This window comes from Arthrobacter sp. E44 (genome assembly GCF_041877125.1).
Lineage (GTDB): Bacteria > Actinomycetota > Actinomycetes > Actinomycetales > Micrococcaceae > Arthrobacter.
In genome coordinates this window covers 47,593-70,041 of record NZ_JBHDJA010000007.1, presented here as the reverse complement: position 1 = coordinate 70,041, position 22,449 = coordinate 47,593, and the positions used below count along the sequence as shown (strand labels likewise).

Here is a 22,449-nt window from a genome sequence, read left to right as displayed (position 1 = left end):
TTCGACGCGCTGCGGTGTTCCCGCGGCGCATATTCCCTGGCGCGGCCCGAATGTGGGCCGCGGGAAGGAAGCACCGCGTCGAAGAGGAAACTGCGCGCCGCGGCGGGTCAGGCCTGGCGGACCCGCAGCAGCTCCGGCGTGTCCTCCACGTCTCCGAGATCCAGCGCTCCGCGCATGGTCACCTGCACGGCCTGGCGCACCACGGCGCCAAAACCCATATCCTCAGGCGGCGGACCGGCAAGGGCTTTGTCCCGGGCGCGGCGTTGTTCGGCGGCCCCTGTTCCGCGGGCGATGATCTCCTCCACACCCTGCCGGGCCAAAGCCAGCTCGCCTTGCTCCTGCAGGACAGGGGCCAGGTAATCCACCAGCGCACGGGCCACATCCGCGGCGGGGGCCGGACGGAAGTTGCCAAAATCCAGGAGCTCGCCGCTGAGCCCCTCGCTGCTGGCCTGCCAGGAGGCCATTCGCAAAAGAACTGTGGGAACGGGTGTGGGATCAACGTCATCCCGCCACTCCCTGCTGGCAGATTCCACCAGCGCCCGGACCAGCACGGCAATAAGGGCTGCGTCCTCGGCCCGCAGGCATACATCCGCCACCCTCACCTCAACGGTGGGGTGGTTGCGGGACAGGCGGGCATCAAAGTACAGCATCCCCTCGTCCAACATGACCCCGGTATCCAGCAGCCGCGTCACCACCCTCCGGTAGGCGGGGTAGGTGCCGTAGATACCTGCCGGCCCAGCCGTCGGCCACCGGTTCCAGGCCTGGGTCCGGTAGCTTTCAAACCCGGTGGGCACCCCGTTCCAGAAGGGTGAATTGGCGCTCAGCGCCGTCAGGACCGCCAGCTTGTCCCGGGTGCGGTCCAGGACCGCCACGCCTTCCTCCGGCGATTCGATGTAGGTGTGGACGTGGAAGCCGCAGGTCAGCTGCTCCTGTGCAGTGAGGCCGAAGCGTTCCAGCATCCTGGCGTAGCGCGGATCCGGGGTGGTATGGCTGGGGGATGCCACCGGCGAGGTGGCAAGGGCCGCCACCCTGGCACCGTGTTTCCGGGCCGCCTGGTCCGCCAGGGCACGGCCGGCGCGGATCTGTTCCAGGAGGCTGCCGTAATCCACGCATGGCCGGGTCTGGGTCTCGATCTGCTCAAGCTTCAGCTCGGCACTCAGGCCCATCTCGTCGTCGTAATCCCCGTGGTTCCCGGCGTGATGCGTGTCCGGTTCCACGGGAAGATCGTCCGCCGCAACGCGGTGGCCGGCAAGGAGGGCGTCAGCCAGCGCAAGCGGTTCCCCGGACTCCGGATCAACGATCAGGAGTTCTTCCTCTACGCCGAACGTACGCATACGAACATTTTGCGGCAGCGCAGGGATATTGGAACTGTCACACGCGGTTCATGACGAACCGTGAATGCCTAGTCCTGGAAGTACTCCACCTTGGCACCGATGGTGTTCAAACGCTCCGCCAGGTCTTCGTATCCGCGCTCGATCACGTAGATGTTCCGCAGTTCGGAGACGCCGCGTGCTGCCAGCATCGCCAGCAGCAGGCAGGCCGCCGGGCGGAGTGCTGGCGGGCAGCCAACCTCGGCGGCACGCCACTTGGTGGGCCCGTTGACGTAGATCCGGTGCGGGTCCAGGAGCTGTACCTGGGCGCCGAGCCGGTTCAGCTCGGTGAGGTAGATTGCCCGGTTTTCGTAGACCCAGTCGTGGATCATGGTCTGGCCATGGGCGTTCGCGGCGATGACGGCGAAGAACGGCAGGTTGTCGATGTTCAGCCCGGGGAAGGGCATGGGGTGGATCTTGTCCTCGGGGGCGCGCAGCTCGGAGGGTTTGGTGGTGACGTCCACCAGGCGGGTTCGGCCGTTGCGGGCCATGTACTCGCCCGAAATCTCAAGCTTCTGGCCCATTTGGCCCAGGGTGGCCAGCTCGATTTCCATGAACTCGATGGGAACGCGGCGCACCGTGACCTCGGAGTTGGTGACGATGCCGGCCGTGATGAGGCTCATGGCTTCGATGGGGTCTTCGGAGGGGAAGTATTCGATCTCGGCGTCGATCTCGGGCTGGCCGGTGATCTTCAGGGTGGTGGTGCCCACGCCCTCAATGGTGACGCCCAGCATCTGCAGGTAGAAGCAGAGGTCCTGGACCATGTAGTTGGGGCTGGCATTGCGGATCACGGTTGTTCCCGGCCGGTGCGCCGCCGCCATGATCGCATTCTCGGTGACGGTGTCGCCGCGCTCGGTGAGGACGAAGGAACGGTCGCGGGTGTCGGCAGGAGGTGCCTGGACGGTGTAGAAACCGGCCGTGGCTTCCACCGAGAGGCCGAACTCGCGCAGTGCCTGCATGTGGGGCTCCACCGTGCGGGTGCCAAGGTCGCAGCCGCCGGCGTAGGGCAGCCGGTACTCCCGCGATTCATCCAGCATGGGGCCGAGCAGCATGATGACGCTGCGGGTCCTGCGTGCCGCGTCCACGTCCATCGCTTCGAGGTCCAGGACGGCAGGACGGCGGAGGCGCAGGTCCGTGTCGTTAAGCCAGGTGCATTCCACGCCGATGCTGGTGAGCACCTCGACAATGCGGTTAACTTCCTCGATGCGGGCCAGCCGGCGGAGCACGGTGGTGCCGCGGTTGATCAGGCTGGCGCACAGAAGGGCGACGCCGGCGTTCTTGCTGCTGTTCACGTCCACGGCGCCGGACAGGGTGCGGCCGCCCTCTACCCGCAGGTGGGTCATCTGCGGCTTGCCCACGTTGACGATGCTGCGGTCGAAGATGTTTTCCAGGCGCTGGATCATTTTTAGGCTCAGGTTCTGCTTGCCCTGTTCCATCCGGGCCACGGCGCTCTGGCTGGTGCCGAGTTCGGCAGCCAACTGGCCCTGGGTCCACCCCTTCTCGCTCCGGGCGTCCCTCAGCATGGCGGCAACGTGTTCAGCGGTCTCTTGCGTCATACGCCGAATATATCATAAATGAGTTATCCAGCCTGCCGAGCACCTACCCAAGGGCCCATTGGGGGGATACGGAAAGGCTGTACCCATCAAGTGCGATAGGGAAGCCTACATAGCACCTAAGCCCGGGACTTAGCTTCCCAACCACACCATGTTCCAGGTACCGGCGGTAACAGCCGCAAAAAGCGCAAGCCCGGCCACCACGACGCCGCCGGCCACCACTCCGAGATCCAGCAGGCTGAAGGTTGATTCCCGCGCCCAGGTTCGCGTGGCACCGCCAAAGCCCCGCGCTTCCATGGTGACGGCCAGCCTCGACGCGCGCCGAATGGCCTGCACCAGGAGCCCGAAGCTTTGCCCCAGCGTAGCCTTCACCCGCTGGCCCAGGCTGCCGCGTGAACCCACGCCGCGGGCACGCCGTGCCATGCCGATGGTCTGCCACTCCTCGGCCATGAGCCCCACCAGCCGCATTGCGGCGAGGGTTCCCAGGACAAACCGGTGCGGCAGGCGCGCTTTCTGCGCCAGCGCATCGGCAAGGTCCGTGGGATCAGTGCAGCTCATCAGGAGCACCGCCGGAAGGGCGATGGCAAAGCCGCGCAGGAGGAAGCCGATCCCCAGCTGAAGGGAACCTTCGCTCATGGTCCAGATGCCGGCGTCGAGCAGGATCCTGCCGCTGTCCGGCGCCAGGATGGACGTGCTCCAACCGCCTATGGCGGCCGCGAGGATCAGCGGCCAGCCCCGCTGCCACAGCAGGGACAGGGTGAGCCCGGCCAGGGGAAAGAGCAGAAGCTCGAAGACCAACGCCACGGATGCCGAGACCCAGTCGATGGACAGGGCAAGGACGGCGGTGATGAGCAGGACCGCCGCGAATTTGCTGAGCGGGTTGGCGCGGGTGAGCACGGCCCGGTTGCCGCTGAGGGTGAGTTGCTGCCTCATGGCGCCACCGTTTCCGCAGCCAACATCCGCAGCTCCTCGCCGCCCAGCGCCTCAGTGAATTCGGCATCATGGGTCACCGAAACCACCGCCGTTCCGGCATCAAGCAGCTCGGACAGGAACGAGGCCAATTCGGCCCAGGTGTTGGCATCCTGCCCGAAGGTGGGCTCGTCAAGGACCAGGACCCGGGGGCTGGCGGCAAGGACGGTGGCCACGGACAGCCGCCGCTTTTCACCGCCGGAGAGCGTGTACGGGTTCGCATCCACCAGCTGGGTGAGCCGCAGCCGCTCCAGCAGCTCGTCAACCCGGTCCTCACCATGGCCCAGGTGCCGGGGGCCAAAGCGCAGCTCATCCAGCACTTTGCCGGTCACGAACTGGTGCTCAGGCTCCTGGAACACCGTCCCTACGCGGGAAATCAATTGCTCGGCCTTCCACCGGAACGGGTCGATGCCCGCACCCCGGCTGAGGTCCAGGGTGGCGGAGACTTTTCCGGAGACCGGCTCCAGGAGGCCGGCAAGGGTCAGCGCGAAGGTCGACTTGCCGGCGCCGTTGGGACCGGTGATGGCCAGGGCCTGCCCGGCGCGGACCTGCGCGGCCACGCCTTCCTGGACGGGGACGGGCGGGATCCTGCGGAAGCCCTTGCGGCTGGGTCGTTCGCGGGAAACACCCAGCTGTTCGGCCGCCAGCAGGAGATTCCCCGTTCCCGGCGCCTGCACCGCAGCCCGGGCACGGGTGGCCGGGACGTAGCCGGGAACCCACACCCCCGCCGCGGCGAGCATGGTGCGCGCCTCACTGAGTACCCGGTCCGGCGGCCCGTCCAAGAGCACGGCGGGCTCGGAGGCGGAGCCCGGCTGCAGGACCACGATCCGGTCCACCAGGTCCTTCCACACCGACACCCGGTGCTCCACCACCACCAGGGTGGCCCCGGTCTTGTCCAGGCAGCGCGCCACGGCGTCGCGGACTTCCAGCACCCCGTCCGGGTCCAGGTTGGCGGTGGGCTCATCCAGCAGGATTAGCCCCGGGCGCATGGCCAGGATCCCCGCCAGCGCCAGGCGCTGCTTTTGCCCGCCGGACAGGGCCGACGTCGGGTGGTCCAGCGGGAGGTGGGACAGTCCGACGTCGGCAAGCGCCTCGTGCACGCGCGCCCAGATGGCGTCACGCGGCACGGCAAGGTTCTCGGCTCCGAACGCGACGTCGTCCCCCACCCGCGACAGGACCACCTGCGTCTCCGGGTCCTGCTGCATCAAGCCGGCGCGGCCGCGCTGGGAGCGGGGCACGGCGCCGTCAACCAGCAGCGAACCCGACTCGTCGGCGTCGCCCGCCTCGCCGTCGTCGTCAATGTCTCCCAGTACGCCGGCCAGCGCATGCAGGAGCGTCGACTTTCCGGCGCCCGAGGGGCCCAGCAGCAGCACCCGCTCGCCGGGGCTGATGTCCAGGTCAAGGGCATGGACGGCGGGCCTGGCCCTGCCGGCATGCCGCCAGCCCCAGCCGCGGGCAGTGACCGCGGCGGGGCGGACGGCGCCGGCTGCGCCCTGGGAGGGTGCCATCAGGAGAAGACTGGCTCCGTGGCAGCCCTGCGGGACGCGAAGGAGCTCAGTACGCCGGTGCGGGCCAGGCCGCGGGTGGCGAGCCAGGACAGGCCGCCGGCCAGGACGGCGCCGGAGATGGTGGTGAGGACGATGTAGGCGAACTTGTCCGCACCTGAGTAGGCGATGTTCCAGCCCCACGGCGCGAACGAGTCATTCAGGCCGCAGAAGAAGCCGGCCGCGGCGCCTGCCAGCAGGGAGACGGGCAGGTTGAACTTGCGGTAGGCGAAGATGATGAAGATGATCTCCGCACCCAGGCCCTGGATTAACCCCGAGAACAGGACCGAGGCGCCGTACTGCGAGCCCATGAGCAGCTCTCCGGTGGCGGCCACGGTCTCGCAGAACAGCGCCGCGCCCGGCTTGCGGATGATGAGCATGCCCAGCACGCCCGGAATCATCCATCCGCCGGCCAGCAGACCGGTGAGCGGCGGGTAGGCCGCGTTCATGGGGGCGGACAGTGCTGCCGCGCCCTGGTCCCATGCCCAGAAGATGACGCCGCCGGCGATGGCCACCAGCGCGGCCACCACGATGTCCACGACGCGCCAGGACCTGCTGGTGGTCTTCTTGATTGCTGCAGTGCTCATGTGATCCTCCTGGGGAACAGGAGGGGAAAGTGGACCGGCTGACGGCCCGTTGCCGTGCAGCCGCGACACTTTGAGAACTCGACTCCCTTGCGCCGGTACTAACCGGATCAGGTTCGAGGGTCTGCGGCGGTCCGCACTCTCAGCGCCCACCTGCGGTGCCCGGCTTCTGCCAGGATGCCCGACGGCGGCGCTCCCCTGTCGTTTTTAGTGTTGCTTTTTGGTTTGGGTAAGGCTTTTGATTTGCCCATCCGGGCGTGGTCCAGTTTACACCGAACGGCGCTGGATTGAGGGCTGCGGGCGCCAACCGGACAGGATGTGACCGGCCGTGCGTGGTGGCGCCAGGCATGGAAACAAGCGCGCTTAGCTTTTATTAGTAATCATGCTTACTATGTTGTCTCCCGGGTTTCGAGGAGTACGGGCACATGGGACTCACCATGGTCGGCCCCGCGTTCGTTCCCGTCAGCAGCGCGGCAGACCAAGGAGCACCATGAGAATCCCGGAAACCAGAGGCCCCGTCAGCAGCGCACTGTTCAAAGTCCTGGCGCAGGCTCCGGACGCCGCGGGGCCGGGCCTGGATGGGCTGTACTCCCTGGTGGTGCGGCAGCTGGCCGGAACCGGCGACATCATTGCCGACGAGGACATCCAACTCGCACTATTCTGCCTTTACGAACTCCATTACTCCGGGCTGGACGGCGTTTCAGACAGCTGGGAGTGGGAGCCTGCGCTGATCAGGGTCCGGCGGCTGATCGAGGAACCCTTCGAAGCGGCACTGCGCGCTGCCGCCAAGGAGGCGGCAGGAAACTTCGAACTGCCCGACGGAATTGCCATGACCAGTGACGCAGTTGCCGACGTCCTCTTCGGCCTGGCCGCCACGGACACCGGCCCCAGCCTGTCCCGCTACGTGGCCCGGAAAGCCACCCTGGACCAGCTCAAGGAGTTCCTGGTCCACAAATCCATGTACCAGCTGAAGGAAGCCGACCCGCACACCTGGGCCATTCCGCGGCTCAGCGGCAGGCCGAAGGCGGCCCTGGTGGAAATCCAGGCGGACGAATACGGCGGCGGCCGGCCTGAGCGGATGCACAGCGCGCTGTTCGCCCGGACCATGCGAGGCCTGGGCCTGGATGACAGCTACGGCGCCTACGTGGACACAGTCCCGGCAATCTCCCTGGCTTCCGTCAACCTCATGTCGCTCTGCGGCCTGAACCGCCGGCTCCGCGGTGCCATCACCGGGCACCTCGCCATCTACGAAATGACCTCCTCGCAGCCCAACCGCTTCTACGGCAACGGATTCCGCCGGCACGGCTTCGGGCCTGACATCACGCACTACTTTGACGAGCACGTGGAGGCCGACGCCGTGCACGAACAGATTGCGGGACGGGACCTCGCCGGCGGCCTGGTGGAAGCCGAACCGCAACTGCTTGCCGATGTCCTGTTCGGGGCGACGGCGGTCATGGCCATCGACAGCCGCCTTACCGCCCACCTGATGTCGTCCTGGGAAGCCGGGCAGACCTCGCTCCGGGCGGCTGTACCGGCGGCAGCGTGACAGCCGCGCCCGCGGCAGTCGCTCCCGGGGCAAGGGAAGGGCGTCCCCGTTTGGTCTCCGACGCGGAGTACATCCTTCCCCTGCGCTGGACGGAGGACTCGGGCCTGGCAGAGTTGGCCGGTTACCTCCGCCAACTGGTGGGCTGGATTCCGGTCACCGTGGTGGACGGCTCAGACCCCGACCTCTTCGACCGGCACCGTGCCACGTTTCCCGCAGCGGTCCGCCACATCCGGCCGGACACCCCGCCGGACAGCATTGCCCTTCACGGGCAGGCCAGTAACGGCAAGGTGGCAGGCGTCATGACCGGCGTGCGCACCCCGGGTGCGCCGTTCCTTGTCATCGCGGACGACGACGTCCGCTATACGCGCGAGGCCCTCGCCGCCGTCGTCCATCACCTGGAGTCCGCCCACGTGGTGCGCCCGCAGAACTACTTCACCCCCCTCCCATGGCACGCCCGCTGGGACACGGCCCGGACCCTGCTTAACCGGGCCTGGTCGGCCGACTACCCGGGAACGCTGGGGGTGCGCCGCGACGCGCTGCTGGCCACCGGCGGCTATGCCGGCGTCCTGTTCGAAAACCTCGAACTCATTAGGACCATCAAGGCCGCAGGGGGGAGCGAGCGGACACTTGCGGACCTGTTCGTGGCCCGCAGGCCGCCCACCGTGCGGCATTTCCTGCGCCAGCGGGTGCGCCAGGCGTACGACGGCTTCGCCCAGCCTCGGCGGCTGGCCGCCGAGCTTGCCCTGTTCCCGGCAGCCGCAGCCGCGCTGTTCCTTCCGGGCAAAGGGCGGGCAACCACCCTGTGCGGGCTCGCCGTGGTGATCACCACCGCTGCAGAGATTGGACGACGGCGGCACAACGGTACCGCCGTCTTCCCCGCCTCGGCAGCCTGGTTCGCTCCGCTGTGGGCACTTGAGCGGGCCACCTGCGTGTGGCTGGCCCTCGGGTTCAGGTCGAGGGGCGGCGTTCCCTACGCGGGCAGCAGGATCAGGACGGCGGCGCACTCCGAGGCGGAGCTCCTGCGGCGCCACGGGGGCAGGCTGCAGGGCGTCCCGGGCAGAGGGGTCCCGGACAGACGCGTCCCGGGCACACCAGGAACAACAAGGATGGATGCGGTGCAGGCATGAATCGTGAACAGCATGGAACAGGAGCCGACCTGGAACAGGTGGATGTGGAGCGGGCAAATGCGGAGCAGGACCCCGCCGCGAGCTCCATCGTGGTCTGCCCGGACGGGCCCCTGATTGTCCGCGGTGAGTTTGAGCTCGTCACCCCGTCCGGCGGTGCCGTACCCCGGGACCGGAAGACGGTGGCCCTGTGCCGGTGCGGGGCCTCCGCCATCAAGCCGTACTGCGACGGCACGCACAAGCTGATCAAGTTCCGCACAGAGCCCCCGGCTGCTTAGCCAGTCCAGCAAGCTCCGCCTGCCTGCCACGCCCTTGCCCCGACTCTTGCCGGGTGGTTGGCGGGTGTGCGGCTAGGCTGGGGACAGTCCGTTTTCCGCCCGCAAGGAGTAATAGGAATGAACCTTTTCATCAAGCTGCTCGGGACCGGGGTGAGCCTGGGTGCAGGCCTGGCCGGCACCAAGCTGGTCAACACCATCTGGGAAAAGACCACGGGACAGAAGCCGCCCACCGGCAAGCACGAGGACGTCCCCACCAGCCTGCGTTCGGCGTTGACCTTCGCGCTGATCTCGGCATCGGTGAGCGCCATCATCCAGGTCCTGGCCAACCGCGGCACGCAGCGTGCCATCACCCGGTTCGCCAAGAGCCAGGACATCGTCTAGCTCTTCCTTACCGCTGCCGGCCGTCGTCGGGGCTGTCCTTCCGGGCAGCCTCGGCGGCGGCTTTTTGCACCACGGCCTCCAGCTCATCGGCGGTGAGCAGTTCCCGGTGCAGGTGCTTGGTGCGGTAGCCTGCGCGGCCCACCATGTGCGCGGACACCGGCACCGTCAGAAGTTGGAAGATCCAGGCCACCACCAGCACCGGCCACACCCACCACGTCCGCATCTGCAGCCCAATGGCGGCCAGCAGGAGGAACAGGCCCAGCACCTGGGGCTTGGTGGCCGCGTGCATGCGGCTCAGCAGGTCCGGAAAGCGGAGCAGGCCGATGGCCGCGCCCAGGGACATGAGTGCCCCCACCACCATGAATATGGCCGAAACCAGGTCGATCCAGGCGTCGGGGTCGGAGAAGTCAGGATTCATCGGGTTTCACCCTCCGGTCTGCTACGAAGCGTGCCACGGTCACAGATCCGATGAAGCCAATAATGGAGATGGCCACCACCAGCATCAGGTTGTTCAGGTGCCGGTTCACGGCCATGTCGATGCACAGCGCCCCGCCCAGGATGGCCAGCAGGACGTCGGCGGCGAGTACCCGGTCCAGGAGCGACGGCCCGCGGGCAATCCTGATGATCGCTCCGGCGGCGGCCAGCGAGAAGATGACGGCTGTAACAGCCAGGACAACGGGCATCATGCGGCGGCCTCCATTCGGACGGCTTCAAGTTCTTCCCGGCTGCCCATGATGCGGATCAGGCCGGCCTCAATGGACCGGACTTCGTTCCGCAGGCCCTCCACGTCTTCCGGGGAGGTGATGTTGAGTGCGTGCAGGTAGAGGGTGGATGTCGAGCGGTCCACCTCAACTACCAGCGACCCCGGGATCAGGGAAATGACATGCCCGGTGGCGGTGACGATCAGGTCCTGGTGGCTGCGCAGCCGTACGGCGACGACGGCGTTGGTCACCTTGGGGCCGCGGACCGTGGCGAGGTAGAGGACCTGCGCGCTGGCCACCACCACCTTCCACAGGAACACCAGGGCAAAGGGCACGGCATGAAGGATGTTGAAGCGGCCACTGAGCTCCACCGGCGGAAGGTAGAAGAGCCGGGCCACCCCTACGGCCAGCAGGGCACCGAACAGGAGGTTGCCAGGGCTGAAATCCTGCCAGAGGGCGCCCCAGACAATCACCAGCCAGACCAGGAGCGGCAGTTCCTGGCGCAGGGAGATGCGTTGGCGGCTCATCGTGTTCCTCCCCCGGTGGAGGTCCCTGCAGCGGCTCCCGGTACAGCGGTGCCCTCCCCCAGGACCGCATGGATGTACGGGGTGCGCTCAAGCATGTCGCGGGCCGCCCGGTCCGACAGCCCGAACAGCGGCCCCGCGAACACGGAGAGGGCAACGCCAAGCGCCACCAGGCCCGCCGTCGAGCCCACCATGGTGCGCGGCAGGAGGGTCACGGTGCTGTTGGCCTTGGCTCCGGGCCCGGAAGCCCTCGTCCCAGGGGTGGCAAGCAGCACCGGGTCCGGATGTTCGGCGTCGGTTGGACGGCGCCAGAAGGCACGGTTCCAGACCCTGGCGATGGCCAGCAGCGTCAGGAGGCTGGTCACCACCCCACCGATCACCAGGGCGTAGGCCAGCGGCGTGCCCAGCTCAATGCCTGCCTGCATCAGCCCCACCTTGCCGAGGAACCCGGAGAACGGCGGGATGCCGGCCAGGTTCATGCCGGGGATGAAGAACAGCAGGGCCAGCATGGGCGACAACTTGGCCAGGCCGCCCAGCCGGTCCACGGAGGAGCTGCCGCCCCGGCGTTCGATGAGCCCGGTCACCAGGAACAGGCTGGTCTGGATGGTGATGTGGTGCGCCACATAGAAGACGGCCGCCGCCAGCCCCACGGCCGAGGACATGGCCAGCCCGAACACCATGTAGCCGATGTGGCTGACCAGGGTGAACGAGAGCAGACGCTTGATGTCGCTCTGGGCCAGCGCACCCAGAATGCCCACCACCATGGTCAGCAGCGCCGCCACCATGAGCGGCGTGTTCAGGGTGTCGCCGGGGAACAGCAGGGTCTCGGTGCGGACCATCGCGTACACGCCCACTTTGGTGAGCAGGCCGGCGAACACCGCGGTGACGGGTGCCGGGGCCGTGGGGTAGGAGTCCGGGAGCCAGAAGGACAGGGGGAAGACGGCGGCCTTGATGCCGAACGCCACCAGCAGCATCACGTGCAGGAGGGTCTTGGTGCCCTGGTCCAGTTCGCCGAGCTTGATGGCCAGGTCCGCCATGTTGACCGTTCCGGTGGCCCCGTAAACCATGGCGATCGCGATCAGGAACAGCACGGAGGACACCACGGAGACCACCACGTAGGTGACGCCGGCCCTGATGCGCGGCCCGGTGCCGCCCAGGGTCATCAGCACGTAGCTTGCGGTCAGCAGGATCTCGAAGCCGACGTACAGGTTGAAGAGGTCCCCGGACAGGAAGGCGTTGGACACCCCGGCCACCAGGATCAGGTAGGTGGGGTGGAAGATCGAGACCGGGGCGTCCTCGTCGCCGTCGGCCATGCCCTGTCCGGTGGCGTAGATCAGCACGGCCAGGCTCACGGCGGAGGACACCACCAGCATCAGCGATGAGAACTGGTCCACCACCATGACGATGCCGAACGGCGGCACCCAGCCGCCAATGGTCACCGCCGTGGTGCCGCCGCTCCAGGCGGACGCCAGCAGGAGGCATTCGAGGAGCAGGGTCAGCGAGAGCAGGCCGATGCTCACCCCACGCTGGGCCCGGGAGTGCCGGATCAGCAGGAAGGTGAGGGCGGCGCCCAGGATGGGAAGTACGACGGCGAGCGGGGCCAGGCTTGCAATGTTCACTTGCCGCCTCCTTCCGGGTTGGGGTCAACGTTGAGCGAGCCGGGCTTTTCCTCCGCGGCAGCGTGTTCTGCGGGCATCTCCCGGCCCCCGGCCACCAGCGTGGCCACGGGCTGGTCCGTTTCCTGGCTTCCCACACCCCTTTCGGAGCCGGCACCGGGCGTTCCGTGGTTGGAGACGTCCCGGCCGTCGGACCCGAGCATGGTGAGCGGGAACTCGGAGGTTTCCGCGGGGATTTCGGCGTCGTCCTCGGCGTCAAAGCTGGGGGTGGCCGCCACGCGGCGGTCCTCCAGGTCGTCCTGGATCTCGTCCTGGCGGGCCAGGACCCAGGTGCGGTAGATGATGCCCAGCATGAACGCCGTGACGGCGAAGGAGATCACGATCGAGGTCAGAATCAAGGCCTGCGGCAGCGGGTCGTTGTAGTCCTGGGCGGCGGTGTCCTTGGCAAACAGCGGAGCCAGGCCAGCGTATCCGCCGGTGGCCAGGATCAGCAGGTTGGTGGCGTTGGCCAGGAGCATCAGCCCCAGCAGCACCCGGGTAAGGCTGCGTTCCAGGATCAGGTAGATGCCGCAGGCGTACAGGGCGCCCATCACGATCAGCAGGGTCAGGTTGACGCTCATGCGTGGCCCTTCGCGGTGGTCTCGGCAGGAATCCCGTCCGGTTCCTGTTCCTGCTGGTCCGGGCCATCGAGGCGTTCGGGTTCCTGCCCGTGCCGGTCGTGGTCCGGTTCGTGGCCGCCCTCCGCGGACCGCTCCTCCATGTGCTCATCGATTTCGGCCCCGAGGCTGCGCAGCACATCCAGCACCAGGCCCACCACCACGATGTACACGCCGATATCGAAGATGGTTGAAGTGACGAACTTGATGTCCCCGAACACGGGCAGCCACACCTCGATAATGGCGGACTGGAACACCTGGCCGCCCAGCAGCAGGGGCATCACACCTGAGATTGCAGCCAGGGCCAGCCCGGACCCCAGCAGGCCGCCGGCACTGATCGGCGCCGCTTCCCGGAGTTCGAAGCGCCCGCCCGCCAGGTAGCGGATGGTCAGGGCCAGCCCTGCCGTGAGGCCGCCGGCAAAGCCGCCGCCGGGCAGGTTGTGGCCTGCCAGCAGCAGGTACAGCGAGAAGATGATCATGGAGTGGAAGATCAGCCGGGTGATTACCTCGAAGATGATGGAACGGCGTTCCGGTGCCAGTGTCCTGCCGGCCACGATCCAGGCGTCGCTGGCCGAGGCCGCGAACTTCCGGCTGATGGCCAGGGCTGCCGCGTCACGGGAGCCGGGGTCCACGCCGCGGTAGCGTCCCACCGTGCCCTCGGCAACGGAAGCCGAGGACTGCAGCCGGTCACCGCGCCCCCGCACGAAGATCAGGCTGGCCACGCCGGTGGCGGCGAGCGCCAGCACGCTGATTTCACCGAACGTGTCCCAGGCACGGATGTCCACCAGGGTCACGTTGACCACGTTCAGCCCGCCGCCGCCCTCATATGCAAGCTGCGGGAACTGCAGCGAGATGGGAATGGCCGTGCGGGCACCCATGGCGAAGATGGCGGCGAACACCATGGTCACGCCGAACCCCAGACCGATGATGACACGCACCACCCGGTACCTGCCGCCGGTACGGTCCCGCAATTCGGGCGGCAGGCTGCGCATGGCCAGGACGAAGGCCACCAGGATGATGGTCTCCACCAGCATCTGGGTCAGGGCCAGGTCCGGGGCGCCCTGCAGCGCAAACACCAGCGCGATGCCGTACCCGGTCACCGACACCATCAGGACCGCAAGGAAGCGTTTGTTGGCCTTGACGGCAGCGAGCGCGCCGATCACGATCCCTACGCCCGCCACGAGCTGCAGCGGGGAGTTGGGATCCACCAGGTAGATGTTCTGCGGCATGGCGCTGCCGCCCAGCAGGATGGCCACGAGCGGCAGGACGAATGCCACGCTGAGGATCACGGCAAGGTAGAAGTACAGCGAACCGCGCTGCGTGCGGCCGGTGATCCAAACCGCCACGTCATCCAGGGCCCCGATGGTCAACTGGTAGGCGCGGTCGCCGTCCACCCACGCCGGGACCAGGGACTGGGCGCGGGCCACCGCATTGCGGCCAAAGTACATGGCGGCACCCAGCACAAAGGTGAGGGCTGTCAGCCCAAGCGCCGGGGTGAAGCCATGCCATAGCGCAAGGTGCCCTGCCTGCTGGGCCGGAGTGCCGGCGTCGGGCGCTGTGGAAGCGAAGAGCGCAGCGTACGGCTGGATCCAGTCGTCCACCGGAACCGGCCAGAGCCCATAGGCGATGGTGAGGAGGCTGAGGATGGCAGGGGCGGCAAGGAAGGAGGGCGTGATCGCCTTGAACGGGGTGGGCTCCACGCCGCGCTTGACCGCAAAAGCACCCCACATGAAGCGGGCGCTGTACGCAAAGGTGAGGATGGAACCCAGCACCAGCCCCACCAGGACCACCGGGCCCCAGGGACCGGAGTGCGGCTCCAGGGCGTGGTGCACGAACGCTTCCAGCACCGATTCCTTGGCCACGAAGCCGCCCAGCAGTGGAATGCCCGCCATGGACGCGGCCCCGATTCCGGCCACGATGCCCAGGGCGCGTGAGGAGCGGAAGACACCGGACAGCTTACGAACATCACGGGTTCCGGACTGGTGGTCGATGATGCCCACCACCAGGAAGAGCGTGGCCTTGAACAGGCCGTGGGCCAGCAGCATGGCCAGGCCCGCGAGCGCGGCATCGGGGGTTCCCAAGCCCACCACCATGGTGAGGAAGCCCAGCTGGCTGACGGTGCCGTAGGCAAGGATCAGTTTGATGTCGGTCTGCCGCAGCGCCCGGTAGCCACCCACCAGCATGGTGGCCAGGCCCAGCCCCAGGACTACGGGCTGCCAGTACGCGGTCTCGGAGAAGCCGGGCGCGAGCCGTGCCACCAGGTAGATGCCGGCCTTGACCATCGCCGCGGCGTGCAGGTAGGCGCTGACGGGAGTGGGCGCGGCCATGGCGCCGGGCAGCCAGAAGTGGAACGGGACCAGGGCGGACTTGGTGATGGCACCCACCAGGATGAGGACGACGGCGGCGCTCACCATGGCGCCCGACGTTCCGGTTGCCAGCGAGGCGGCCTGCTCCAGGATGCCGGAGATGCGGTAGGTCCCGGCGGTGTAGCCGAGCATGATGAGGCCCACCAGCATGGCCAGGCCGCCGGCGGTGGTGACCATCAATGCCTGGAGGGCGGAGCGCCGGGCGGCAAGCCGGGTCCGGGCGAAGCCGATCAGCAGGTAGGACAGGATGGTGGTCAGTTCCCAGAAGATGAACAGCAGCAGGAGGTCATCCGCTGTGACCAGTCCGAACATGGCACCGGCGAAGGCCAACAACTGGGCACCGAACGCACCCAGGTCCTGGTCCTTCCTCTTGAAGTACCGCGCGCAATAGACCAGCACCAGGGAGCCGACGCCAAGCACCAGGAGGGACATCACCCAGGCCAGCGCGTCCATGCGGAAGGCCAGTTCCAGATGGAGGCTGGGGATCCAGTCGAACGTTTCGGTGATGGCTCCGGCGCCGGAATAGATCGGGCCGTGCTGGAGCATCAGCCAGCCGAAGGAAACCGCGGGAACTGCAGCCAGCGCGTAAAAGGCGTTCCGGCCCCAAACCCTGAAGAGCAAGGGCGCGAGGACAGCCACCGAAAAGTGCACGGCAAGGACTGTGATCACTGTATTCTCCGCAACGTCAGGGATTCGATTGTCAAAAGTTGGAGCAGGCGGCAAAAAGTTAGGTCCGGGAGGGTTTAGTTTATCAAGGCGTGCCTGCCAGCCTTCCCGTTCAATGGCTCCCCACCCGGGCAGAATCCCCGGCAGCACGGGCCGGAGCTCCCCGGAGTGTTCGCCACGGGCGGATACGATTCATCGTATGAACAGCGCCAGCGCGCCGGGGGCAATGCAGCCGGCCTCGGAACTCGAAGCCGGAACCCCGTCCTCCAGCAAGGGGCGCATCCTGGCCTGGGCCTCCTGGGACTGGGGTTCGGCGGCCTTCAACGCAGTGATGACTACCTTCGTCTTCACCGTTTACCTGACGTCCAACGCCTTTGGGGGCGAGGACAGCGCATCGGCCGTGCTGGGCGCCGCGCTGGCCGTGGGCGGATTCGCCATCGCGCTGCTGGCACCCGTGACGGGCCAGCGCTCCGACGCGGGCGGCCGGCGCAAGCTGTGGCTGGGAGTGAACTCGGCCGCCGTCGCCATCCTCACGGCCCTGTGCTTCTTCGTGTTCCCGCGGCCGGAGTTCCTGCTCCTCGGGGCCTGCCTGATCGCCCTGGGCAACGTGTTCTTTGAATTCGCCGGCGTCAACTACAACGCCATGCTGGCCCAGGTTTCCACGCCGCAGAACATCGGAAAGGTCAGTGGATTCGGCTGGGGCGCCGGCTACCTGGGCGGGATCGTGGCCCTCCTGATCGTCCTGCAACTCTTTGTCCAGCCGGCTTTTGACTGGTTTGGCGCGTCCACGCAGGACAGCCTCAACATCCGACTGGTGGCCGTCTTCTCAGCCCTGTGGTTCTTCGTCTTCGCCCTTCCCGTCCTGTTCGCCGTCCCTGAACTACCCCGGTCACCCCAGGCCGCCCGCCTGGGTTTCCTTGCCAGCTACGGCCTGTTGTTCCGGCGGATCAAGGCCATCTACGCCACCAGCCCCCACACCATCTACTTCCTCTTAGCCAGCGCCGTATTCCGTGACGGCCTGGCCGCGGTCTTCACGTTCGGCGGGATCATCGCGGCCGGCACGTTTGGCTTTGCCCTTTCCCAGGTGATCTTCTTCGCGATCTTCGGGAACGTAGTGGCGGCCATCGGCGCGATGCTCGGCGGGTTCCTTGACGACAAGGTGGGCCCCAAAGCCGTCATCACCGGCTCCCTGGTGGGACTGCTTGTGGCCGGGACTGCCATCCTGGTCCTGGGTAACGGCAACTATTCCTTCTTCGGCATGCAATGGGCGGGCAGCACCACGTTCTGGGTGTTCGGCCTGTTCCTCTGCCTGTTCGTCGGGCCGGCCCAGTCATCGTCGCGCGCCTACCTGGCCAGACTCGCACCGCACGGGGAGTCCGGCGAACTCTTCGGGCTGTATGCCACCACCGGCCGGGCCGTCAGCTTCCTTGCACCCGCCCTGTTCACCCTCTGCATCACCCTGGCAACCCCGCTGGTGCCTGCCGGCCAGGCACAACGGTGGGGCATCCTGGGCATCATGGTGGTCCTCCTGGCAGGACTCCTGGTGCTGCTGCCGGTGAAGCCACCGGCAAAGGCTCCCGTCGCCGTCGTTCCCGCCGGCTGAAACACCGCGATGGGGGCCTGGTCCGGGACTCCGCCAAGTGGTGGAAGGCGGACTAGGCTGGACCCATGAACGTGGACGAAACGAACCTTCCGGGCCTGGGCCTCCGGAAGGATTTCATGACCGCCTCCGGACGCCGCATCGGTGTGGTGGAGCGGCGGGAGGGCCAGACGGAACTCATCGTTTCCACCTGGGACGACCCCGATACCTGCCAGGCTTCGATTCCGCTCACCAGCGATGAAGCAGCCACCCTTGGCAACCTCCTGGGCGGCACGCACCTGGCAATGAAGCTCGCGGAGGAGCACAAGGACGTCCCGGGCATCGTCACCCGGCAGTTCTCCATCGCCGCCGACTCCCCGTTCCAGAACCAGCCCATGGGCAAGGCGTCCATCCGCACCCGGAGCGGCGTCTCCATCGTGGCCATCATGCGCGAGGGTGAGGTGCTGCCATCGCCCGGGCCCGACGTCGTCCTCCACCCCGGCGACCTGCTGGTGGCAGTGGGCACCCAGGAAGGCCTCGACTCAGCGGCCCATATCCTGCGCCACGGCTAGTTCCCATGGACCCGTTGGCCCAGACGCTCGTTGAACTGGGGGCCGTTGTGTTCTGCCTCGGCCTCCTGGCCAGGCTGGCCGGACGGATCGGGATGTCGCCCATCCCCTTTTACCTGCTGGGCGGGCTGGCCTTCGGCGCCGGCGGCGTCGTCAAGCTCGAAGGCATGCACGAATTTGCCCATCTTTCCGGCGAAATCGGCGTCATCCTCCTGCTGCTTATGCTCGGGCTGGAATATACGGCTGCCGAACTTTTTACCGGGCTGCGCCGTTCCTGGCAGGCCGGCATCCTGGACCTCGTCCTGAACTTCCTCCCCGGAGCCGGGCTCGCGCTGCTCCTGGGCTGGGGCGGCGTGGGTGCCATGGTCATGGGCGGGGTCACCTACATCTCCTCCTCGGGCATCGCCGCCAAGGTCATTACGGACCTGGGCCGGCTTGGTAACCGCGAAACACCCGTGGTGCTGTCCATCCTGGTGTTCGAGGACCTGGCCATGGCCGTCTACCTGCCCATCCTCACGGCCACCCTGGCCGGGGTGAGTTTCCTGGGCGGGCTGACCACGGTGGGGACTGCCCTGGCGGTGGTCACCGTGGTCCTGATGGTGGCGCTGCGGCACGGGCACCACGTGTCCAAGGCCGTGCACAGCGAGAACTCCGAGGTCTTCCTGCTCAACGTCCTCGGGGCCGCCCTGCTGGTGGCGGGCGCCGCATCCGCCATGCAGGTCTCTGCGGCAGTGGGCGCGTTCATGCTGGGCATCGCCATCTCAGGCTCCACCGCGCACAATGCCACCCGCATCCTTGAGCCGCTGCGGGACCTGTTTGCCGCTATCTTCTTTGTGGCGTTCGGGCTCAACACGGACCCCGCCTCCATTCCGCCGGTCCTGGGCTGGGCCCTGGTCCTGGCGGTGGCCACGGCGGGCACCAAGATGATCACGGGAATCTGGGCCGCCAAGCAGGCCGGAATCGCCCGGCCGGGCCGCTTCCGGGCGGGCGCCGCACTGGTGGCGCGCGGCGAATTCTCCATCGTGATCGCGGGCCTTGCCGTTGCCTCGGGAGCGGTTCCGCATGAGCTCGCGGCGCTGGCCACCGCCTACGTGCTGCTGATGGCGGTGCTGGGTCCGCTGGCCGCGCGCTATGTGGAGCCGCTGGCCAAGCCGTTCATCCGGCCGCGGGCGGTCGCCCCGCAGACCTAGCCCCTCAAAGCATTGGAAGCGCAGGAGCTTTGGCGCGCGGCTGCCTGCTGGTGCTCTAGATGCTGGTGCGGTGGAAGTTCAGGTGGCTGCGGCTGGCGGTGGGGCCACGCTGGCCCTGGTACCGGTTTCCGTACTCCCCCTGGCCGTACGGGTACTCCGCCGCCGAAGTCAGCCGGAAGAAGCAGAGCTGGCCGATCTTCATCCCCGGCCACAGCTTGATGGGCAGTGTTGCCATGTTGGACAGCTCAAGGGTGACGTGGCCGGAAAAGCCGGGGTCGATGAAGCCGGCAGTGGAGTGGGTCAACAGGCCAAGCCGGCCCAGCGATGACTTGCCTTCCAGGCGGGCCGCAATGTCGTCGGGCAGCGTCACGGTCTCATAGGTGGAACCCAGGACGAACTCCCCCGGGTGCAGGATAAAGGCCTCGTCCTGCTCCACTTCCACCAGCCGGGTCAGCTCGGGCTGCTCCTGCGCCGGATCAATGTGCGCGTACTTGTGGTTGTCGAACAACCGGAAGAACTTGTCGATCCGGACATCCACGGACGACGGCTGGACCATCGCCGGATCGTACGGTTCCAGCACGATCCGCTGGGAATCAATTTCGGCTCGAATGTCGCGGTCAGAGATCAGCACCGTCCCAAATTACCGTATCGGTTATCCACAGCCACACTTTCCCGTTGTTGCTGTGGCCTGGTGGGGCTAATGTTGCGAATGAAAGCCGCCGGAATGGTCTCCCGGATGGCGTAACAGAGCTGGGGATGTTGTGAATAAATTAGTGGCACCGTCTTTTATTGGCGTGCTCTGTGCATTGGCGCTGGTCTCTTCGTCTGCCGCCGCACCCCCCGAGCCGCTGCCCTTCGGCCAGGCCTCGGGCACAGCGAGCATCACACTGCAGGCTCCGCTGGTCCGTGGCAGCGGAACGTCCATGCAGGCTGACACGGCAGGGAAACTCACCCCTGCCGTGGACCCCGATATCCGCGTCGCTTCGCCCCTGACCGGGGCAGCCCCCGCACCGGACCCTGCACCCGCTCCCCCAACGGCCACGTCCGCACCCGACCTCGCCCCTCCGTCCGATGCCGGGGTTGCGCCCTCCACGGAAACTTCGGCGTCTCCGCCACCCACTTCCGCTTTCCCGGCCACACCCCAAACGGCTTCCATCCCTCCGCTGTGGGCACCGGACCAGGAACTGTCCTCACCGTCCACAACGCAGCTCGCGGCTCCCGATTCCTCCGCCCCCCTTTCCACCGAGGCACTGGTACCGGACAGCAACGCGTCCGCCATCCTCACCGTGTTCACCAAGATCAACGAGTACCGGGTGGCCAACGGCCTTAACAAGGTCAAGTACCACCCCACTGTGGCCGGGTTGTCGCAAGAATGGTCGGACAACATCGCCACGCGTGAGGTAATCGAACACCGCGCGAGTTTCTGGACTGATCCCCGCGCCCTGAACCCCAACAACGGAGCCGGTGAAGTCATCGCCATCCGCACCGACCGGGACGCCGCCCAGCTTGTGGAGTGGTGGAAGGGTTCACCGGGCCACAATGCCATGCTTCTCGACCCGCGCTTCAACGTGATGGGCGCCGGGATCTCCTATACGAACTCCACGTACCGGATTTGGGGTGTGGTGAACTTCTTCGGATACACCACACTGCCGGCGGGAACCCTCGATTCCCCGGGTGGCGCCGGGTCGGGTGGAGCTTTCCCGCCCCCGCCGCCAAGCCTGTGCGACGCACCCGTCAAGCACATGCCGCCCACCCTCAATCTCGCCGCAGCGGCGATCACCGGCCCGGCGGACCTCGTTTCCGTCGACTCCGCCGGCCAACTGCTGAACCGGGCGTCCACCGGCCCCCGCACCTACGCCGCGGCCAAGGTCATCGGCTCCGGCTTTGGCGGAGCCAAGGAAGTCTTTGTCACCGACTGGGACCGGGACGGCGCCTATGACGTCCTGACCCAGTGGACCGGCGGCAACCTGACCCTGTACAGGGGCATCGCCACCGGTGGGTTCCAGGCGCCCATCACCCTCGGTACGGGTGGCTGGAACACCCTGACCTTGGCCGTGGGTGGTTGGTGCGCCAACAACCGCATGCCCCAGATCCTGGCGCTGGACGGCGCCGGCAACCTGTTCATGTATGCGAACAGGGGAACCGGCGACATCGCGGACCGGGTCACCATTGCCACTGGCATCTACGCCTCCCGGCTCTCCATGGTGGACTACGACGCCGACGGTTTCCAGGACGTCCTCGCGCTGAAGACCGACGGCACCGTACAGCTCTACCGCGGGTGGGGCACCACCGCGGTCCGCGCGGAGGCCAGGCCCACCGTCGCAACGGGGTGGACGGACGTCACGGGAATCCGGGCGCTGCGGAATGTCACCGGGCTGAACTCCACGGGCGTGGCCCTCCGGCGGGCCAATGACACCGTGCAGTACTGGGACCTTAGCTCTGGAAGCCTCGCGTCGCCGTCGAACATAACCGGCCCCTGGAGCGGGCAGCGGCTGGCGCAGTAGGCCAGGCTGTCTGCCGGCACCGGTAGCCGAACCCCGGCACCAGCACCCGGCATTGCAGCGTCAGAGTGCGGGCTGCAGTTCCAGCACGTGCTTCAGCCGGTCCAGCTGGGCCACGTCGGAGCTGACGCGGCGCTGCAGCATCCCGTCCAGGAACGTGAACCTGCTGAGGAAGCCGAAGCGGCCGCCGCGTTTTGCTTCCATGGCGAACCGCACGCGGGTCCCGGCGTCCTCGCTGCTGAGGTAGTAGCCGCCCCAGCGGGTTGCGGGACCGGAGACGATGTGGAATTCAATTTCTGCCCCTGGCCGCAGGTTGGTGATCTCCAGTTCCGCCGGGATGCTCAGGCCGGAGCGGCCGGCCACCATTTTGCGGTACAGCGCGCCGTTGGCATCGGCGGGCCCCCGAACGAGCTTCACGCTCCGGACGTCACTGCGCCAGGCGGGAAGATTGGTCGCGTCAAGGAGGTATTGGTACACGGGCATGGCGTCGCGTTCTATGAGGACCTCGTGCTCTGCGATTGCCATGTAAAAAAATTCCTGTGGTTGACGTCGGCTGCCGCAATAGCTGCCTCCCCCAAATGCGGCCGCTACCCGGATCAGGTTAGCCAGCGCCCCTCGGCCGGGCCTAGCAGGCACCGCGGACGTTATTGAAGAGTTACTGGATGACGCCCCGGGTTGCGGCGGGTTGCAGGTCTTGCATTGAAGGACACGGAGGCGCTGCTGGCCGGGTTG

21 protein-coding genes and 1 riboswitch are annotated in these 22,449 nt (G+C 67.2%); of the genes, 8 read left to right on the top strand and 13 right to left on the bottom strand.

Annotated elements, in window-relative coordinates; translation table 11 throughout:
• Nucleotides 1-107 precede the first annotated feature (107 nt).
• The 5 genes from ACETK3_RS08245 to ACETK3_RS08225 all read right to left on the bottom strand — a co-directional run bounded on the left by ACETK3_RS08245 (nucleotide 108) and on the right by ACETK3_RS08225 (nucleotide 6,023).
• Complete coding sequence (locus ACETK3_RS08245) at nucleotides 108-1,334, bottom strand: glutamate--cysteine ligase (protein ID WP_373992726.1); 1,227 nt, start codon at nucleotides 1,332-1,334, stop codon at nucleotides 108-110.
• A gap of 68 nt (nucleotides 1,335-1,402) precedes the next feature.
• Nucleotides 1,403-2,926: a UDP-N-acetylglucosamine 1-carboxyvinyltransferase gene (locus ACETK3_RS08240; RefSeq protein WP_236799940.1), complete on the bottom strand. Its 1,524-nt coding sequence runs from the start codon at nucleotides 2,924-2,926 to the stop codon at nucleotides 1,403-1,405.
• A gap of 129 nt (nucleotides 2,927-3,055) precedes the next feature.
• Nucleotides 3,056-3,856 (bottom strand): energy-coupling factor transporter transmembrane protein EcfT, encoded by an 801-nt coding sequence (locus ACETK3_RS08235; RefSeq protein WP_237429105.1) that lies wholly within the window; start codon nucleotides 3,854-3,856, stop codon nucleotides 3,056-3,058.
• On the bottom strand, nucleotides 3,853-5,400 hold the full coding sequence (locus tag ACETK3_RS08230) for an ABC transporter ATP-binding protein (protein WP_373992725.1): 1,548 nt from the start codon (nucleotides 5,398-5,400) through the stop codon (nucleotides 3,853-3,855). Before ACETK3_RS08230 ends, ACETK3_RS08235 begins: the two co-directional genes overlap by 4 nt.
• Nucleotides 5,400-6,023, bottom strand: a complete 624-nt coding sequence (locus ACETK3_RS08225; RefSeq protein WP_237429107.1) for an ECF transporter S component — start codon at nucleotides 6,021-6,023, stop codon at nucleotides 5,400-5,402. The genes ACETK3_RS08230 and ACETK3_RS08225 overlap by 1 nt, the downstream gene beginning before the upstream one ends.
• A 66-nt stretch (nucleotides 6,024-6,089) precedes the next feature.
• Nucleotides 6,090-6,230: riboswitch (TPP riboswitch) on the bottom strand.
• Between the two features lie 280 nt (nucleotides 6,231-6,510).
• Between ACETK3_RS08225 and ACETK3_RS08220 the strand changes: the two genes are divergently transcribed.
• The 4 genes from ACETK3_RS08220 (at nucleotide 6,511) to ACETK3_RS08205 (ending at nucleotide 9,349) form a co-directional block, all read left to right on the top strand.
• The gene (locus ACETK3_RS08220) at nucleotides 6,511-7,566 is read left to right on the top strand and encodes an iron-containing redox enzyme family protein (RefSeq protein ID WP_373992724.1); all 1,056 of its coding nucleotides are present in this window, start codon (nucleotides 6,511-6,513) and stop codon (nucleotides 7,564-7,566) included.
• Nucleotides 7,563-8,693, top strand: a complete 1,131-nt coding sequence (locus tag ACETK3_RS08215) for a glycosyltransferase family 2 protein (RefSeq protein WP_373992723.1) — start codon at nucleotides 7,563-7,565, stop codon at nucleotides 8,691-8,693. Before ACETK3_RS08220 ends, ACETK3_RS08215 begins: the two co-directional genes overlap by 4 nt.
• The gene (locus tag ACETK3_RS08210) at nucleotides 8,690-8,968 is read left to right on the top strand and encodes a CDGSH iron-sulfur domain-containing protein (RefSeq protein WP_237429110.1); all 279 of its coding nucleotides are present in this window, start codon (nucleotides 8,690-8,692) and stop codon (nucleotides 8,966-8,968) included. Before ACETK3_RS08215 ends, ACETK3_RS08210 begins: the two co-directional genes overlap by 4 nt.
• Nucleotides 8,969-9,085: 117 nt before the next feature.
• The gene (locus ACETK3_RS08205) at nucleotides 9,086-9,349 is read left to right on the top strand and encodes a DUF4235 domain-containing protein (RefSeq protein WP_236799950.1); all 264 of its coding nucleotides are present in this window, start codon (nucleotides 9,086-9,088) and stop codon (nucleotides 9,347-9,349) included.
• 7 nt (nucleotides 9,350-9,356) lie between these two features.
• Here ACETK3_RS08205 and mnhG read toward each other — a convergent pair whose 3' ends face one another.
• Genes mnhG through ACETK3_RS08175 form a run of 6 tightly spaced genes read right to left on the bottom strand, consistent with a single transcriptional unit; the run spans nucleotide 9,357 to nucleotide 15,881 of the window.
• Complete coding sequence (mnhG, locus tag ACETK3_RS08200) at nucleotides 9,357-9,767, bottom strand: monovalent cation/H(+) antiporter subunit G (protein WP_237429111.1); 411 nt, start codon at nucleotides 9,765-9,767, stop codon at nucleotides 9,357-9,359.
• Nucleotides 9,757-10,035 carry a monovalent cation/H+ antiporter complex subunit F gene (locus tag ACETK3_RS08195; protein ID WP_237429112.1) on the bottom strand — a complete coding sequence of 93 codons (279 nt, stop codon included), beginning with the start codon at nucleotides 10,033-10,035 and terminating at the stop codon, nucleotides 9,757-9,759. The genes mnhG and ACETK3_RS08195 overlap by 11 nt, the downstream gene beginning before the upstream one ends.
• The gene (locus ACETK3_RS08190) at nucleotides 10,032-10,577 is read right to left on the bottom strand and encodes a Na+/H+ antiporter subunit E (protein ID WP_236799957.1); all 546 of its coding nucleotides are present in this window, start codon (nucleotides 10,575-10,577) and stop codon (nucleotides 10,032-10,034) included. The genes ACETK3_RS08195 and ACETK3_RS08190 overlap by 4 nt, the downstream gene beginning before the upstream one ends.
• The gene (locus ACETK3_RS08185) at nucleotides 10,574-12,193 is read right to left on the bottom strand and encodes a Na+/H+ antiporter subunit D (protein WP_236799959.1); all 1,620 of its coding nucleotides are present in this window, start codon (nucleotides 12,191-12,193) and stop codon (nucleotides 10,574-10,576) included. Before ACETK3_RS08185 ends, ACETK3_RS08190 begins: the two co-directional genes overlap by 4 nt.
• Nucleotides 12,190-12,810 (bottom strand): Na(+)/H(+) antiporter subunit C, encoded by a 621-nt coding sequence (locus ACETK3_RS08180; protein ID WP_236799962.1) that lies wholly within the window; start codon nucleotides 12,808-12,810, stop codon nucleotides 12,190-12,192. Before ACETK3_RS08180 ends, ACETK3_RS08185 begins: the two co-directional genes overlap by 4 nt.
• Nucleotides 12,807-15,881 (bottom strand): Na+/H+ antiporter subunit A, encoded by a 3,075-nt coding sequence (locus ACETK3_RS08175; protein ID WP_237429113.1) that lies wholly within the window; start codon nucleotides 15,879-15,881, stop codon nucleotides 12,807-12,809. The genes ACETK3_RS08180 and ACETK3_RS08175 overlap by 4 nt, the downstream gene beginning before the upstream one ends.
• A gap of 196 nt (nucleotides 15,882-16,077) precedes the next feature.
• Between ACETK3_RS08175 and ACETK3_RS08170 the strand changes: the two genes are divergently transcribed.
• The 3 genes from ACETK3_RS08170 (at nucleotide 16,078) to ACETK3_RS08160 (ending at nucleotide 19,216) form a co-directional block, all read left to right on the top strand.
• Nucleotides 16,078-17,481 (top strand): MFS transporter, encoded by a 1,404-nt coding sequence (locus ACETK3_RS08170; protein ID WP_236820675.1) that lies wholly within the window; start codon nucleotides 16,078-16,080, stop codon nucleotides 17,479-17,481.
• A 65-nt stretch (nucleotides 17,482-17,546) separates the two neighbouring features.
• On the top strand, nucleotides 17,547-18,029 hold the full coding sequence (locus ACETK3_RS08165; protein WP_142132335.1) for a cation:proton antiporter regulatory subunit: 483 nt from the start codon (nucleotides 17,547-17,549) through the stop codon (nucleotides 18,027-18,029).
• A gap of 5 nt (nucleotides 18,030-18,034) precedes the next feature.
• Nucleotides 18,035-19,216 (top strand): cation:proton antiporter, encoded by a 1,182-nt coding sequence (locus tag ACETK3_RS08160; protein WP_237429115.1) that lies wholly within the window; start codon nucleotides 18,035-18,037, stop codon nucleotides 19,214-19,216.
• 55 nt (nucleotides 19,217-19,271) lie between these two features.
• On the opposite strand, the gene dcd is transcribed toward ACETK3_RS08160, so the two are convergent.
• The gene (gene dcd, locus ACETK3_RS08155) at nucleotides 19,272-19,847 is read right to left on the bottom strand and encodes a dCTP deaminase (RefSeq protein WP_236820676.1); all 576 of its coding nucleotides are present in this window, start codon (nucleotides 19,845-19,847) and stop codon (nucleotides 19,272-19,274) included.
• Nucleotides 19,848-19,989: 142 nt separating this feature from the next.
• On the opposite strand from dcd, the gene ACETK3_RS08150 reads away from it, so the two are divergent.
• Entirely contained in the window at nucleotides 19,990-21,720 is a 1,731-nt protein-coding gene (locus tag ACETK3_RS08150) for a CAP domain-containing protein (RefSeq protein WP_237429116.1), read from the top strand.
• 60 nt (nucleotides 21,721-21,780) lie between these two features.
• Here the strand turns inward: ACETK3_RS08150 and ACETK3_RS08145 are convergent, their stop codons facing one another.
• A complete protein-coding gene (locus ACETK3_RS08145; RefSeq protein WP_236799971.1) occupies nucleotides 21,781-22,242 on the bottom strand; it encodes an SRPBCC family protein in 462 nt (153 codons plus the stop codon).
• Nucleotides 22,243-22,449: the final 207 nt, after the last annotated feature.

Excerpts from the sequence above, each read along its gene's own strand:
- ACETK3_RS08245 (WP_373992726.1), bottom strand. The coding sequence starts at position 1,334 with ATGCGTACGTTCGGCGTAGAGGAAGAACTCCTGATCGTTGATCCGGAG.
- ACETK3_RS08240 (WP_236799940.1), bottom strand. The coding sequence starts at position 2,926 with ATGACGCAAGAGACCGCTGAACACGTTGCCGCCATGCTGAGGGACGCC.
- ACETK3_RS08235 (WP_237429105.1), bottom strand. The coding sequence starts at position 3,856 with ATGAGGCAGCAACTCACCCTCAGCGGCAACCGGGCCGTGCTCACCCGC.
- ACETK3_RS08230 (WP_373992725.1), bottom strand. The coding sequence starts at position 5,400 with ATGGCACCCTCCCAGGGCGCAGCCGGCGCCGTCCGCCCCGCCGCGGTC.
- ACETK3_RS08225 (WP_237429107.1), bottom strand. The coding sequence starts at position 6,023 with ATGAGCACTGCAGCAATCAAGAAGACCACCAGCAGGTCCTGGCGCGTC.
- ACETK3_RS08220 (WP_373992724.1), top strand. The coding sequence starts at position 6,511 with ATGAGAATCCCGGAAACCAGAGGCCCCGTCAGCAGCGCACTGTTCAAA.
- ACETK3_RS08210 (WP_237429110.1), top strand. The coding sequence starts at position 8,690 with ATGAATCGTGAACAGCATGGAACAGGAGCCGACCTGGAACAGGTGGAT.
- ACETK3_RS08205 (WP_236799950.1), top strand. The coding sequence starts at position 9,086 with ATGAACCTTTTCATCAAGCTGCTCGGGACCGGGGTGAGCCTGGGTGCA.
- mnhG (WP_237429111.1), bottom strand. The coding sequence starts at position 9,767 with ATGAATCCTGACTTCTCCGACCCCGACGCCTGGATCGACCTGGTTTCG.
- ACETK3_RS08195 (WP_237429112.1), bottom strand. The coding sequence starts at position 10,035 with ATGATGCCCGTTGTCCTGGCTGTTACAGCCGTCATCTTCTCGCTGGCC.
- ACETK3_RS08190 (WP_236799957.1), bottom strand. The coding sequence starts at position 10,577 with ATGAGCCGCCAACGCATCTCCCTGCGCCAGGAACTGCCGCTCCTGGTC.
- ACETK3_RS08180 (WP_236799962.1), bottom strand. The coding sequence starts at position 12,810 with ATGAGCGTCAACCTGACCCTGCTGATCGTGATGGGCGCCCTGTACGCC.
- ACETK3_RS08170 (WP_236820675.1), top strand. The coding sequence starts at position 16,078 with ATGAACAGCGCCAGCGCGCCGGGGGCAATGCAGCCGGCCTCGGAACTC.
- ACETK3_RS08165 (WP_142132335.1), top strand. The coding sequence starts at position 17,547 with ATGAACGTGGACGAAACGAACCTTCCGGGCCTGGGCCTCCGGAAGGAT.
- ACETK3_RS08160 (WP_237429115.1), top strand. The coding sequence starts at position 18,035 with ATGGACCCGTTGGCCCAGACGCTCGTTGAACTGGGGGCCGTTGTGTTC.
- ACETK3_RS08145 (WP_236799971.1), bottom strand. The coding sequence starts at position 22,242 with ATGGCAATCGCAGAGCACGAGGTCCTCATAGAACGCGACGCCATGCCC.